The sequence below is a fragment of the Blautia hominis genome (assembly GCA_002270465.1).
Lineage (GTDB): Bacteria > Bacillota > Clostridia > Lachnospirales > Lachnospiraceae > Blautia > Blautia hominis.
This window is the reverse complement of sequence record NQOF01000001.1, coordinates 1222836-1237181: the sequence shown is the minus strand read 5'-3', so window position 1 is coordinate 1237181 and position 14346 is coordinate 1222836. Positions and strand designations below refer to the sequence as shown.

11 protein-coding genes are annotated in these 14346 nt (G+C 49.1%); 6 read left to right on the top strand and 5 right to left on the bottom strand.

What is annotated here, in order from left to right:
- Positions 1-90: 90 nt before the first annotated feature.
- Entirely contained in the window at positions 91-1824 is a 1734-nt protein-coding gene (locus tag CI595_RS05575) for a sensor histidine kinase (protein WP_162291814.1), read from the top strand.
- Entirely contained in the window at positions 1796-3346 is a 1551-nt protein-coding gene (locus tag CI595_RS05570; protein WP_095172247.1) for a response regulator, read from the top strand. The genes CI595_RS05575 and CI595_RS05570 overlap by 29 nt, the downstream gene beginning before the upstream one ends.
- Before the next feature lie 66 nt (positions 3347-3412).
- On the opposite strand, the gene CI595_RS05565 is transcribed toward CI595_RS05570, so the two are convergent.
- The 5 genes from CI595_RS05565 to CI595_RS05545 all read right to left on the bottom strand — a co-directional run bounded on the left by CI595_RS05565 (position 3413) and on the right by CI595_RS05545 (position 9565).
- Positions 3413-4678, bottom strand: coding sequence for an MFS transporter (locus CI595_RS05565; protein WP_095172246.1), 1266 nt, complete (start codon positions 4676-4678; stop codon positions 3413-3415).
- Between the two features lie 96 nt (positions 4679-4774).
- Positions 4775-6397 carry a helix-turn-helix domain-containing protein gene (locus CI595_RS05560; protein WP_162291813.1) on the bottom strand — a complete coding sequence of 541 codons (1623 nt, stop codon included), beginning with the start codon at positions 6395-6397 and terminating at the stop codon, positions 4775-4777.
- Positions 6390-8147 carry a sensor histidine kinase gene (locus CI595_RS05555; protein WP_095172244.1) on the bottom strand — a complete coding sequence of 586 codons (1758 nt, stop codon included), beginning with the start codon at positions 8145-8147 and terminating at the stop codon, positions 6390-6392. The genes CI595_RS05560 and CI595_RS05555 overlap by 8 nt, the downstream gene beginning before the upstream one ends.
- 4 nt (positions 8148-8151) lie before the next feature.
- A complete protein-coding gene (locus CI595_RS05550) occupies positions 8152-9093 on the bottom strand; it encodes a CehA/McbA family metallohydrolase (protein WP_162291812.1) in 942 nt (313 codons plus the stop codon).
- Between the two features lie 10 nt (positions 9094-9103).
- On the bottom strand, positions 9104-9565 hold the full coding sequence (locus tag CI595_RS05545) for a DUF6669 family protein (protein WP_095172242.1): 462 nt from the start codon (positions 9563-9565) through the stop codon (positions 9104-9106).
- A 204-nt stretch (positions 9566-9769) separates the two neighbouring features.
- Here CI595_RS05545 and CI595_RS05540 point away from each other — a divergent pair, with 204 nt between their 5' ends.
- The 4 genes from CI595_RS05540 to CI595_RS05525 all read left to right on the top strand — a co-directional run bounded on the left by CI595_RS05540 (position 9770) and on the right by CI595_RS05525 (position 14332).
- Entirely contained in the window at positions 9770-10684 is a 915-nt protein-coding gene (locus CI595_RS05540; RefSeq protein ID WP_095172241.1) for a CehA/McbA family metallohydrolase, read from the top strand.
- 31 nt (positions 10685-10715) lie between these two features.
- Positions 10716-11507: an endonuclease/exonuclease/phosphatase family protein gene (locus tag CI595_RS05535; protein WP_095172240.1), complete on the top strand. Its 792-nt coding sequence runs from the start codon at positions 10716-10718 to the stop codon at positions 11505-11507.
- Between the two features lie 118 nt (positions 11508-11625).
- Positions 11626-12564, top strand: coding sequence for an ABC transporter permease (locus CI595_RS05530; protein WP_095172239.1), 939 nt, complete (start codon positions 11626-11628; stop codon positions 12562-12564).
- A 31-nt stretch (positions 12565-12595) separates the two neighbouring features.
- Complete coding sequence (locus CI595_RS05525; protein WP_095172238.1) at positions 12596-14332, top strand: extracellular solute-binding protein; 1737 nt, start codon at positions 12596-12598, stop codon at positions 14330-14332.
- Positions 14333-14346: the final 14 nt, after the last annotated feature.

The following is a 14346-nucleotide window of genomic DNA, read 5'->3' as shown; positions in this document are numbered from 1 at the left end:
GTTCTTTGGAGCTCTCTTTTTCTTTTCCTCGGATTCTTTTCTTTCCCAGGCATACATGGTTATGTTATACTTATGTGCAGGAGGAAACATATGGAAAACAAAAACCCGAGACATCTATTTCACAAATTATTCCTGAGCTACTCAGCAGTTCTGATCCTGATCGTGGGAGTGCTCATTTTATATTTTATTTCATCCAGCAGAACCCGTATGCTGGAGACAAACCAGGATTATGCAGGGAAACTGTGCGGGGAGGCGGTGCTGGAGGTGAACCGCGCAAGCTCAGATGCGGACTATCTGCACCGAGCCATCTACCAAAATAATTCTGAACTGCAGGACATGCTCAATTATTTCCGGTATGAAACAGAGGAGTATCTTAAACGCCATCTGGACACTTATGCCTCCTCCAATACAGTGGACAACAAGGACATTTACAGCTATGTGGAAAATGCCTATTCCGCATATCCGGATATCAAAAAAATAGAACTTATCAGTTACACCAATAATAAAACAACGGTATTCTATTCGGAAAATGACATTCGTGTGGATCACAACGGCAGAGAGCGGAGGAAGGAGATCCTGGATGGGGGGCTGGCATCCCCCGGCTCCTATTCTTTCCAGAAGGAGATCCGGGATCCTCTCAGTATGAGGATAGAGGGCTGTATTGTCTTCACATTTGACACGGGTACTATCACAGCCATTCAGGAAAAGTATCCCATGGCAGAATTGTACCTGTATTATAATAACGGAAACCAGGTATATCCGGAGAAAGATTCCCTGCTTCTGAAAGATCTCCAGCAGGAGGACGCAGGCAGGAAGCTTAGATCCTACATACAGATCCAAAGCGTGGAAGATTATATAGTAGCCACCAGACTTGATAAGCATACAGCCGCTTCCATCCCGGTTGTGCATATATTGGCTATACTGGCCATCGGTGCTGTTCTGGTCATAGCAGGAGAAATTTTGATCAGCAGTTATCTGAAGCGCCTAACAAAAAGGCTGGACGGTATCATACAGGGCATGGACCAGGTGCAGACGGGAAATTTAAAAGTACAGCTCCCTGAGAACGAAAACGGGGACGAGCTGGATATGATCTCCCGCCATTTTAACCTTATGTGCCAGGAGCTGGAGTCTTATATCCAAAAAAGCTACCTGGCAGAGATAGAGCAGCAAAATGCGGAGATGCAGGCACTTCAGAGTCAGATCAACCCTCATTTTCTGTACAATACCCTGGAGGCCATCCGCATGAAGGCTATCTGCAACGGGGACAGGGAAGTGGGAAAAATGCTGTATAGTCTTGCCGTCACATTCCGCAGCCAGTTAAAGGAGGCGGATGTGATCACCCTGATGCAGGAAATGCATTATTGTAAGAAATATCTGGAATTGTTTGAATACCGCTACCAGGGAAAGTTCCGTTCCAGTGTGGAGTGCAGTCCGGAACTCTCCAAAATTCCGGTCATTAAATTTATACTGCAGCCCATTATTGAGAATTATTTTATCCATGGGATCCGTATGGAGGAGAGTGACAATGAGATCAGGATCTATGCCAGGCGCATAGGGGAGGATCTATATATCCACGTGGAGGATAATGGCAGGGGCATGCCCGGGGAAGATATGGAAAATAAGAACCGGGAGCTTAAAAATAATGAGATGGATACCCGCAAATCCATTGGTATGACCAATGTCAACCGCAGACTGAAGGCTGCCTATGGAGATACATGCGGTGTGTTTTTAAAGGCAAACAGGCCGCGGGGAATGCATGTGATATTGTTGGTGAAAGTCAAGGAGAGGGAAACAGATGAAAAAAGTAATGCTGGTGGAGGATGAGGAACTGATCCTCCAGGGAATAAGGAACATTATAGACTGGGAGGCGCTGGGTCTTGATGTGGTACATATGGCGCACAACGGAAAGGAAGCGCTGTCCCTCTGGGAAAAGGAACCTGTGGACCTGGTGGTGACGGACGTGGAGATGCCTGTGATGAACGGTCTGAACCTCTTAAAAGAGATCAGGAGCAGGAATGAGAGGGTGCGGTTTGTGATCCTCACAGGATATGATGAATTTGAATATGCCAGAAAAGCGATCCAGCTTGATGTGGAGGATTACATATTAAAGCCTATAGACGAGGAGCAGCTTGAGGCAGTGGCAAAAAAGGCACTCTTAAAACTTCAGGAGATGGACCAGGACAATGCCAGGAAGATGGAGGACCGCATTGGATGGCAGAAGTTCCTGGAAGGAGGAAGCGGGGAGGAGGAGCGGAAGACATTTCTCTCTCTGCTGCCAAAGGTGAAAAAAGCAGAACTTCTGTCCGCAGCGGTTATGAAGATTGACAGCAGAAGTATGCGGAAAGGGGATATGTCAGAGCTGCTGTCCATCCTGCAGGAAGAAGCGTGCAGAGTGATCCATCTGAAGGCAGACACCCTGCTTCTGATCGAATGTTTCTCCACAGATTATACCTGGAATGGCGGGGAGGGGGAGACGGCCAGGAAGATCAGAAGTGAGATCCACAGCCGCTTTTCCTATCTGCAGAACCGGCTGGAAAGCGAATTGGGGATATTTACATTTATAGGCATCGGCCCTTCTTTTACGGATTATGAGACGCTCCCGGAGGTCTACCGGGAAGCCATGCGGATGCAGAAGTACAGGATGCTGGACGGGTACGGGAGCTGTGTGGATGAGAACCATATTAAAAACCGTGGCTCAAAAGATGTTGCCATTGACGAGACACAGCTCCGCAAAATGATCCTGCAGAAGGACCGGGACGGGGCCATCAATTATATTGAGGATCTGTTCATCAATAATATCAGGAAAGACGCAGATGTGAATAATCTGTACCAGACTGCCCTTAAGATTGCCATGCTTTTATGGGACATCAAAGGGGAATATAAGCTGGAAGAGAAGAATATGCAGGATCTGTCTGATATGGTGGAGGGCATCTATGGGGCGGAGGATATCTTTGGGCTGAAGGCTATGTTTATCTCAGAGATCTCGGAGATCATCACATATCTGCATACAGAGAATTCCGCGTATACGCCGGTGGTAAAACAGATCATGACAGAGGTGCAGGAAAACTATAAAGAGGAACTGAGCCTTAAAACCCTGGCATACAAGTATCATATGAACGCGTCCTATCTGGGCCAGATTTTTCAGAAAGAGGTGGGGTGCTCCTTTACCCAATATCTGAGTAACATTAAGAACGGGATTGCCAAGGATCTGATCCTGAATACTAACCGCAGGATAAATGACATTGCCCAGGAAGTGGGATATACGGATACCAGCTATTTTTACAGGAAGTTTAAACAGTGCTATGGAGTTTCCCCGGCGTCCCTGCGGGAAATGAAAAAATATTAGGATACAGTTACAATACAGTAAAAAAAGAGTGCTGCCGGAGTATTTTCCGGCAGCACTTGTCGGTTCTCAAAGGTTTTTAGACAGGGCGTTTTCACGCAGGGATTTCAGGATGCAGACCAAAAGGGCTGCAGCAGTCACTATGATCCAGCTGGTCACGGTTGCGGTCCATCCCAGATGGTCCACCATGACCCCGATGGAAAAGGTGGAGACTGCGGTTCCCAGATAGGCCACAGAATTCAGAAAACCGGATACGGTGGAGACACGCCCCTGTTTTTCATAGTTCAAAGGAAGCAGGTTCACAAATAAGGTGTTGACTGCCATCATGGAGGCGGTGATCAGCGCAAACAGTATCACCGTCAGGACAATGGACAGGCTGCCTGCCAGACGTATGCCGGTCAGCGCCGCTGCAGCCAGCAGGAAAAAGGGGATGGCGGCTTTCATGGCCCGCCTGCCTGCCCGGCGGTATACATACTGTGCCGCATATGCGCCCACCAGATTTACCACAGGGAGAACCGTTGTCACCAGTACGGAGAGGGACGGAGAAGTCAGAAAAGTTTTGCTGATGAATGTGGGCACCCATGTGGCTACACCGTCTTTCAGCATTCCGTGGACCAGTACCGGAAATACCACTGCCAGCAGGCCGGAGCTGAACAGAAGGGAGGCGAAAGGTACTGCCTTTGTATTTTGGGGAACGGGACCGGAAGTATCTGAGGCTGTATCCTCATCTTTTCCGTGACTTTGACTGTACCTCTCAATGCGGCTAAAACCAAAGAACCATACAGCGGCCATAACGCCCAGGCAGAGAGCAGCGGCACCGAACACAGCCTTCCAGCCTGCCAGCCACATGACGGCTGCGGCCAGGAGATAGGCGCCCAGCGTCCCGGCCACCTGGGAGGAGACAATGTGGATACAGTAGCGTACCTTCTGTGTCTCCTGCAGCATTTCCGCAAAGATCCGGATGATGGGAGGCCAGATCATGGACTGGGCGTAGCCGTTGATGCCCCAGACCAGAGCCATGAGGAAAAAGGAATCCACAAACCCCATGACAAAATTGGCGGCGGCGGCAGCGGCAAGCCCCGTGAATATCATACGTCCGGGATGGAACTTGTCCCCCAGCAGTCCGTTGCACATCTGTCCAATGCCGTAGGCGAAGAAATATACCATGCTGATGAAGCCCGCCTGGGACCCGGCCAGTACCTGCTCATCGATCATTGCGGTCATAGCGGAAGAGAAATTCAGCCGCCCGATGTAGGAGGTGAAGTAGGCGAACCAGCACAGCAGGAACAGGCAGAGTGCCATTTTATTACTTTCAAGCTTGTGAAATCTTTTCATGAGATATACCTCTTCTTTCTTTTTTCTGCATTCAACAATATACATCAGAACAGAAAAAGGGGAAATGGATATATCAACATTTTGGAGTAGATATTTCTACATGGATGTATTGCGCCTGTGCTGCTGGCGGAACTGAAGGGGTGTGACCCCGGCTGTCCTTTTAAAGACCCGGAAAAAGTATTGACTGTCCTCATAGCCCACCCTTTCTGCGATCTCGATCACGCTCAGGTCAGTGTCTTTGAGGTATTCCCTGGCTTTTTCCATACGGACTTCCGTGATATAGTTTACCGCGGACTGGTTCAGTTCCTTCTTGAAGACAGAGGAGAAGTAGTTGGGGCTCATGTTGTAGAGTTCTGCCAGACTGTTTATGGCCAGGTTTTCGTTATAATGTTTTTTGATATATTGTGCTGCCAGAAGTATCTTGTCTTTGGAACTGGCATCCTGCATACCCCGCTTGCTGATACAGTCAGTGACGATCTCCGAAATATAACGGTGTATTTTTTCCGGAAGACAGAGTTCATCCAGGACCCGGAAGTTGTGCAGAAGGTCTTCCACGCCGATGTATTGGCGTATCTCCGGCTCATAATATTTTAAGAGGAGGTTCAGGATACGCACCCACAAGATCCTGATGTAGGAAACCCCGCAGTTTAGGAGCATTTCCTCGGAGAACAATTCGGACAGGAGCTTGTGTATGCCGTTGATGTTGCCCTGGACCAGATATTGTTCCAGGAAGTACAGCTCGGAAGCAGGGAAAGATTTTCCGGAAAAGACCGCATTGTCCTCATAGAAATAGAGATTGCCGTCACCGTAGATGGTACGCTGACGGAGTGCGGATTCCGCCTCCCCTAACACGCCGGCAGAGAGCCTGCGGGTCTGGCTGCTGATGCCCATGGTCAGGTAAATACCCATCTGTTTCTCCAGAACTGTCCGCATCTCCAGGAAGAACTGTTCCACCTCCCGGCGGAGAACGGAGGATTCACTGCTGCTGCCCTCAAAGACGGCATACATCTGATGTTTGTGGATAATGCTGTTGACCAGAAGGACCTTGCCGGGGGAACTGATCTCGTCAAACACATTTTTGACTGCAAACCGGATCAGTTCGGTGTCCCCTTTGCTGAAATGATTCTCACAGCTTTTTTCTTCAATGCTGATGACCCCCAGGAGGAGGCGTTTTCCGGGGTGAGGAGAAATCTTTTGATAGAATGCTGGATATTTGTCTGCTGCTGAAGTTTCCCCTGCCGGCTCGTGGAGGAGGGCATTGACTTCCTTTTCCAGCGTGTACGCAATATTCTCCTCCTCCAGTTTTTTCCTGGAAGTGATGTCCCTGCGTATTCTTGTATCCACCTCCACCTGCATGAGCAGTTTGTCCAGCTCTTCCTTTAAATCCTTGTTGGACAGTGGTTTCAGCAGATAGGCGCTGGCACCCAGACTTAACGCAGTTTTGGCATATTCAAACTCGGCGTAACCGCTTAACACCATGAAACGCAGATGGGGAGAGAGTTTCTTGGCCTCACGGATAAAAGAGAGTCCGTCCATATCAGGCATCTTGATATCCGTGATGACAATGGATATGGAATTCTGTCTGACAGCCTCCAGCGCTTCAGAGCCGCTTTCTGCCTCCATGATCTGGTCAAATTCAAATCCCAGGTAGCTGAGACGGGCGATCAGGCCTTTTCTAATGAGTTCTTCGTCATCTGCGATCAGCAGGTTACTATTCATCCGTTTTTTCTCCTTTCCGAATGAGGGGCAGCCGTATATCAAACTGGCTGCCATAGTGAAGAGTGCTTTTTACGGTGATGCCGTACCGTTCCCCGCAGGCGAGTTTGATTCTCTGGTTCACATTGCGGATACCGATGTTCCGTCCTGTTTTGGTCAGGTTGTCGGCTACATTTATGGAGCGGTTCAGTTCCTCCACTTTCTGGATATCCATGCCGATCCCGTCGTCCTCCACGCGTATCATCAGACAGTTGTCCTCCTCCCAGACGGACAGCTCCAGGGTACCTGTGGTGGTCTGTTTGACCAGCCCGTGAAGGATTGCGTTCTCAATGATGGGCTGCAGGATGAAGCGGAGGGTCATGACTTGGTCTGTGTCCGGGGAGATATTGTAGAATACTTCAAACCGGTTTCCGTATCGCTTTTTGATAATAAAGATATAATTCTGTACATGGCCCAGTTCTTGTGCCACAGTCACAAATTCCCCGTAATTTTTTCCCAGGTTGTAGCGGAAGATCTCCCCCAGTTTTTGACAGATATCGCAGATATCAAATACCTGTTTCACTGCGGCCATGGAGCTGATGGTCTCCAGGGTGTTGTAGAGAAAATGAGGATTGATCTGAAGCTGCAGATTTTTTAACTGGGCTTCTTTGTTCTCCAGTTCCCGGATATAATTTTTTTGGATCAGGGCATTCAGCTTCCCGAGCATGTGAGAAAACTGGCGGTCCAGCTCTGACACTTCATCATTGCCTGCGATCGGCCCGTAGATATTCAGGTCACCTGTCTCCGCCTTGTGGAATTTTTGGACCAGACATCCGATCCTGGCTGAGAAGTTCCGGCTGTAGAGCCAGGCCCAGAATATAATGAGCAGAGTAACACCGAGAAGGATGGGCAGGACCATCTGCCTTACGGTCTGCTGCTTGACAGCCAGCTGATGATTGTCAAACAAAAGCAGGACATTCAGGGAACTTTCCTTCAGAGTCTCATGTTTGACGGTAAAGCCGTCAAGCAGCTCTGTGGAGTCTTCCGTATTAAGCCATGCGTCCAGCAGGGGATTCTTTCGGGGGGCTGAGGAATACAGGAGTTCATTTTTGTCACTGTAGACAATGACATCATAGGAGGAGTCCTTCTCAAGGTCTGCATCGGCAGGCTTGAAGACCAGCTCCATGTACAGGTCCAGCTTTAGAAAACCGAGCTGTTTTTTTTCATAGTTATGGATATTGACATTTTCTATGTTTTTGACAAAGGAGAGAACCGGTACATTGCCTGCGCTGGAGATATAGCTGAAGCTGCCCTCCTTCACAGCGCGTTCCCGCAGAAACCATTCCTCGTGTCCGGCCTCCTTGACCATGGAGGCACGGTTTCCGTAAACGGGGTACTCATCTATATCAGAGTAAAGCATACAATTGCGGATTTCTTTCTGACGGTCCAGGAGCAGGGACTTTGTGACTTCACTGCTGATCTGTTCTCCTTTAATGTAAGGACTTTTTGTCTCATTCACCAGAGCTTCCAGGATCACCGTATTGTCGGCGATCACGTCCAGGCTGTATTGGTACTGGGTCAATTTTTCGTCAATGTTTTTTATGTACTGAGAGGTCATCTGCCGATAGGAATTGGAAAGCTCTGTCTTGACCATGTTCTCCAGCTTGTAGAACAGAAAACTGGTGATGGACAAGGTGGGGATCAGACTGATCAAAAGAGTAAAGACAACAAGCTGCGTAAAGATGCGGTGGGAATAGATACCTTTCCATTTCATAACGTCACATCCCCGGCAGGCGGCTCTGCCCTGCAAGGTGCAGGACCGGGGCTACACAGATCAGGTTTTCAATATCCGTAGTTTTATAGTATAATTTTGGGATCACATATTCCGCACCCTTCAGTTTAGCTATGGGGAACATCCGGTCAGGGTCTGCGGTGTAAGTTTCCGCCGGGGTTTTGAGCGTGACAAGATAACCGGAGGCATCCGGACAGGAGAAGCCGGGTTTTTTAGTGTCAGCCAGATGAAAGGTAAGGAAGCGGCTGTCAGGGGTCATGGAAACCTCCAGGACCGGTCCTTTGGAGATACAGGTCTTTTGGCTGCGGACTGCCAGATCCAGTTCCGCAGAAATATCGCCGCCCGGTTCCCCCGGGATAAAAGTGGCAAACTGATCCCCCATCTCCCAGCGTCCGTGCAGGTCCATGCCGCAGGTCATGGCAATGGGCAGTCCCTTCAGCACCAGGTCTTCCCAGAGAAGCAGTCCCTTTTCATTGACCTGGTGAAGCGGTTCCGGGTTATTGAAGATTTCAATAAAATCCACACAGCTGTAATCTGTAAGCTCCATCTCAAAGCGGCATCCCCGGGCAAAGGGGTAGCCGTAGGAAAAGGGATGGGCAATGCCTGCCAGGGCATTCTTTTTTTGGATGGCCTGAAACAACAGCTCCGGGCGGCGGCGGTCAATGGTTTCCCAAGGCACATACTCTTTTAAGTTCAGACAGAGGATGTGTCCGTAATAGGTGGTGTATTCCATGCCGTAAATACACTGTATGCCCAAGCTGCGTTCCTGCAGCAGCTTCTGCATTTTGGGATGGCCGGAGATGGTATTGTGGTCTGTAAGGCCAAAGGCATCCACCTGATCTGCTTCCATCCAGTGAAGCAGATCTTCACAGGTGAGGGAAGCGTCGGACTCTGTGGTGTGATTATGTAATTCCAGTCGTTTGTACATGAGAACCTCCTTATTTGGCAGAAACCTGCAGCGTATAATGTGTGTCATCCATCAGGACATTGAAGACAAGTATGGTCACCTTCAGGACTCCTTCCAGTTCCGTCTGAGGGATACAGCCCTCTGTGGCGAAGGAGGCTGAAAAGTGCATGTGTCTGTCAGTGAGCTGCCGGTGGATACAGCCGATGAACCGGTCATTGAGAGAGGCCAGTGTGTGGATCTCCGTTTTGGTACCTTCTGTAATTTCTTTTACCGGATCTGCATCGGGAGGCAGTTCCAGGCCATAATGGCTTCGGCAGTAGTCTGTCAAGTCCCTGATCACGTCTTCTGTCACGTCCGCGGCTGTGTATCTCTGCTTATCAAAAGAAAACCCGATGTCCAGTTCCTCGTATTTTTGGTCCAGGCATACGGTATAGGAAATCTGTCCGATAAAGTCTTTTGACAGTGTCCCTCCAACCTTATAAAGTACTTTCATAGATGTATCTCCTCCCGAAAAAAGTGTTAATAGAATTTGGCTAAATGATACTACACATAAAAACAGGATTCAATAGATTTGGGAGTATCGTAGAATTGTCCATAGATTTTTTGAGAAATCTTCATTCTATTTTGAAAATAAAGTGCTTTATAATAGGCCCATGCCAAATTGCTGAGGCAGAATTTTGGGAAGAGAGGATAGAAGATGCAGAAGAGAACATTGTATCAGTCCGGGAAATTTTATAAGGGAAATCTCCACACCCATACCACACGCTCAGACGGAAGCGGTGAGCCGTGGGAGGTGGCAGAGCGGTACAGGCAGGAGGGGTATTCCTTTCTGGCTATCACGGATCACTGGGTCTACGGGGTCCATGAAGCGTTAAACAGGGAGGACTTTCTCATATTTCCCGGCACAGAGCTGGATCTGGAGATGCCTGAGCGCAAGGACCATCATCTTGTGAGTATCGGTCTGCCTGGGACGAACCGGATACCAGATGATTACCGTTTTGAGGAGGAGAGAACAGGCAATACCCTGTGCACCCCCCAGAGGATCCTTGAGTATATGGCACAGCGGGGCAATGTCACCATCTATGCCCATCCCTACTGGTCCAAGGTGGACTCCACGGATATCAAGGATATCCACGGACTGCTGGGAATGGAAATCTACAATCATGTGGCAGAGTTTGAGGATAGTAATGGAAATTCCGAGACGTATTACGATCATTTTTTGTTTGTGAGGAACAGGACGTATTGCTTTGCGTCAGATGATACCCATGAACTGGGACCGCACAGCCTGGGCGGCTTTATCATGGCAAAAGCCCGGGAGCTTACCCACAGGGGTATCTTCGAGGCGCTGAGAGACGGAAGCTTTTATGCCTCCTCAGGTCCTCTGATCCATGATTTTTATGTGGAGGACGGTGCTGCCTGTGCCCTCTGCAGCGGCTGTACGGACATATATTTTAAGACCCCGCACAGAAGCGGACACCTTCATGATGACCAGGGAAATTTAGAAAGCGGAACCTTTGTCCTGAACGGAGACGAGGAATATGTGCGCCTTGTAGTGAAGAACGCGGCCGGAGAGAAAGCCTGGTCCCAGCCGATCTGGCTTTGGCTTTTATAAAAGGTGCGGCAGGGAGAATGGAGGAAAATGTATGAAACTGGTCACGTTTAATATCCGCTGCGATTTTGGGCAGGACAAAGAGAATTGTTTTTGCCGGCGCAGGGAACTGATCGCCGCAAAGATTCAGAAAGAGCAGCCGGATATCATCTGTTTTCAGGAGGTGCTTCCCCATGTGGCGGTGTGGCTGAAAGAGCATTTAGAGGGATATTATGTGATAGGGTGCGGCAGGGATGAAAATCTGAGGGATGAGCAGGTATCCGTGGCCTACAAAAAGGACAGGGTGAATCTGATCTCCATGGATACTTTTTGGCTGTCAGACAAGCCGGAGGTGCCGGGGAGCCGTTACGCGTGCCAGAGTATCTGTCCCAGGGTCTGCACCGGTGCTGTGTTTGAATATGCCCAAGAGATGGGAAAAGGATACCTGTTCCGGCTGTATAACGTCCATCTGGACCATCTGGGGACAGAGGCCAGAAGATTGGGACTAACTCTGCTGTTAGATAGGGCAGACCGGGAGCAGGCATTTGGGGGTATTCCTGTGATCCTGGCCGGGGACTTCAACGCAGAGCCGGACAGCCCGGAACTGGAAGTCCTGCAGTGCCGCAGGGATCTTGTAAATGTCACAGAAGGAATCGGCATCACCTACCATGGGTTTGAGCCGGAGGATATGCCGGAGAGTATTGACTATATTTTTGCCGGCACGCCATTTAGCTGCCGAAGTGTGGAAAAATGGGAGGACAGGGACGGGGAAATCTGGCTGTCTGACCATTATCCGATCTGTGCGGTGCTGGAACCTGAAGGTTACGGTACACAGGACACAGAGTGAACAATAACACCTGAGGCTGACAGGGAAGAGAAATGTCCATGAAATAATTGATTTTTATCCATTGTGGAAATTCGTGAGAAAAAAATATAATAGTTACCAGAAGGAAGGAGGATACCAAATGCAAAAAGAAAAGCAGCCAAAACAACAAAAGCAGCCCATTGGAAAACGGCTTGTCCGATACTGGCCACTGTACGTGATGCTGCTGCCGGCACTGATCTATTACGCACTGATCTGCTATGTGCCCATGGCCGGCTCCGTTCTGGCTTTCAAGGATTACTCTTTTAACAAGGGCATCTGGGGAAGCCCCTGGGTAGGGCTTAAATACTTCAAGACATTTTTTGAAAGCTATGACGCCCCCAGGCTGATCCTGAATACATTCAGGATTGGGTTTATCAAATGTGTGCTGGAGTTTCCGTTCGCAATCATTCTGGCACTGCTGCTCAACGAGATCAGAAACATGAAATTTAAGAAAGTGACGCAGACCATTACATACCTGCCTCATTTCCTGTCATCCGTTATCATTGTGACAATGCTTCAGAGGATCCTTGCACCGGATACCGGTATTCTGAATCAGCTCATAGCAGGTCTTGGAGGGGACGGAGGCACTTTCTTTATGATGGATGCCAAGTATTTCCTGAAAATCCTGTTTTCCATGGACCTGTGGAGAAATATCGGATGGGATTCCATCATCTATCTGGCGGCGATCAGCAGCGTAGATACAGCTCTTTATGAGGCGGCGGAGATGGACGGATGCGGAAAACTGAAAAAAATGTGGCACATTACTTTACCCGGGATCAGGGGAACCATCGGTCTGCTGTTCATCATGGGGATCGGAGGCCTGCTCTCCTCAGGGGTAGATCAGATCTGGCTGCTGCGTACACCCGGCAATATGACTCTGGCAGATACTCTGGATGTATATGTGGTCCGTGTGGGCCTGCAGGGAGGACAATTTGGATATGCAACCGCCATCGGGCTGATACAGGGTGTTGTGGGATTGATCCTGGTTGTAATCTGTAACAAGGTATGTAAAAAGATCACAGAAGTCGGGCTATGGTAGCGTGATCGGAGAAGGTAAAGGAGGAAAAGGTATGAAACGAAAAGCAGTAAAGAAAGTTCTGGCCCTTGCGCTTTGCGGCGCCATGACGGCAGGTGTTCTGGCGGGGTGCGGAGGAGACAGCAAAGAGACAGCTAAAAATACAGGTACAGAGAGTAAAGAAGGAAAACCGGATACCTGGATCGCAGACCGTACGATCACGGTCCAGGCATATGTGGATGACATTGGAAACTCCCTTCCCAAAGATTTAAACAACACACCAACGATGAAGAAGATTACGGAGCTGACAGGGATCAAGCTGGATGTGAAATATACCCCCGGGGACAGCGATGCAAAAGTGCTGGCTTCCCAGCTGGCATCAGGTACCATTCCGGATGTGATCGTTTCCTATCTGGACAACTCTACAAGACCGGAGTTCCCGCTGCTGTCCAAGGCGGCAAAAGAGGGAATGTTCGCGGATGTATCGGAGTACATGAAAGATTCAGAGGTGTATTCCAGATATTATGAGGAAGGCTATCTTCCCTGGGATTCCTATAAAAACGTCACATTCCGGGATGACCTGGACGGCGTATATCTGTGGCAGATGAATGTGGATGCCACAGACAAGTCCCTGACATATGATCCGGAGGAGGATTACCGGGGCGGCATGTATATCCAGAAGTCTATTGTGGATGCCCTTGGGGTTAATGTGGATGATATCAGGACACAGGATGATTTCTATGATCTGCTTGTGAAGATCAAAGAAGGCGGTTTTAAAGACAAGAACGGAAATGCGGTCTATCCGCTGGGACCAAAATACTGGGGCGGTTCTGTGGATACCCTGGAGTATATCTGTCCGGGATACCGCTGGGGTGTGAGCAAAAACTACAATATAGATACCGACGGAAAAGTGAAGCATGAGGCAGAGCGTGATTCCATCTATGACGAGATCAATTATATCCGCCGCCTTATAGATGAAGGGCTTATGAACCCGGAATTTTTCACCATGGACTCCACCCGTGCACAGGAGGCCTGCAAGAGTTATAACTCCGCGATCATCGCTGACGTCAATAATTATACGGATATTATTTACCAGACCGACGACTGGATCCCCCTGGGGCCCCTCAATGACATTCAGGGCGACAACAAAAAGGTAACACACGGTAAGACGGCAAGGGGATGCATGGCGATCTCTGCGGATGCGGAGAACCCGGAGGAGATCTTCAAGTTTTTTGACTGGCTCTCCACAAAAGAGGGACAGATGATCGCCCAGTATGGAGCTGAGGGCGTAAGCTACGATATGGTCGACGGAAAACCGGTCCTCAAGGAAGAGGTGCAGAAGGCTCTGAGCGACGGCAACATGGACTATCTGCTCAACCAGGTGGGCGCAGGATTCGGCGGCAGCGGAAACTACTTCTTTGAATTTGTACTGACCAATAAAGACAATATCAATAACTTCGGAGAGGCAAGACCGGGTGCGTCTGCCAATGATACCTTTGCCAGAAGTGTTGAGGTTGCAGCGGATTATCCGTATGTGAAAAAACTGATTCCGGGACTGGACGCACCGGCGTATCTGTCCTCAGAAGGATTGGAAGATGTGAAGACACAGATGGATCTGCTCAACTGGGATGAAGTATTTGTCCAGGCATGTTTCGCCAAAACAGATGACGAGGTGAAGAGCATCATTGAATCTTTCCGCGGTCAGTTAAAAGCAGCAGGTGTGGAGAAGTTTGAGGACTATGTGGCGGATGTCTACAACAAAGACAAAGATGCTGTTAACTTTTATCATTGACAGGTGAAAGAGGG

What these genes read in the sequence shown, in the direction of transcription:
- CI595_RS05575 (WP_162291814.1), top strand. Translation starts at nt 91, where the DNA reads ATGGAAAACAAAAACCCGAGACATCTATTTCACAAATTATTCCTGAGC.
- CI595_RS05570 (WP_095172247.1), top strand. Translation starts at nt 1,796, where the DNA reads ATGAAAAAAGTAATGCTGGTGGAGGATGAGGAACTGATCCTCCAGGGA.
- CI595_RS05565 (WP_095172246.1), bottom strand. Translation starts at nt 4,678, where the DNA reads ATGAAAAGATTTCACAAGCTTGAAAGTAATAAAATGGCACTCTGCCTG.
- CI595_RS05560 (WP_162291813.1), bottom strand. Translation starts at nt 6,397, where the DNA reads ATGAATAGTAACCTGCTGATCGCAGATGACGAAGAACTCATTAGAAAA.
- CI595_RS05555 (WP_095172244.1), bottom strand. Translation starts at nt 8,147, where the DNA reads ATGAAATGGAAAGGTATCTATTCCCACCGCATCTTTACGCAGCTTGTT.
- CI595_RS05550 (WP_162291812.1), bottom strand. Translation starts at nt 9,093, where the DNA reads ATGTACAAACGACTGGAATTACATAATCACACCACAGAGTCCGACGCT.
- CI595_RS05545 (WP_095172242.1), bottom strand. Translation starts at nt 9,565, where the DNA reads ATGAAAGTACTTTATAAGGTTGGAGGGACACTGTCAAAAGACTTTATC.
- CI595_RS05540 (WP_095172241.1), top strand. Translation starts at nt 9,770, where the DNA reads ATGCAGAAGAGAACATTGTATCAGTCCGGGAAATTTTATAAGGGAAAT.
- CI595_RS05535 (WP_095172240.1), top strand. Translation starts at nt 10,716, where the DNA reads ATGAAACTGGTCACGTTTAATATCCGCTGCGATTTTGGGCAGGACAAA.
- CI595_RS05530 (WP_095172239.1), top strand. Translation starts at nt 11,626, where the DNA reads ATGCAAAAAGAAAAGCAGCCAAAACAACAAAAGCAGCCCATTGGAAAA.
- CI595_RS05525 (WP_095172238.1), top strand. Translation starts at nt 12,596, where the DNA reads ATGAAACGAAAAGCAGTAAAGAAAGTTCTGGCCCTTGCGCTTTGCGGC.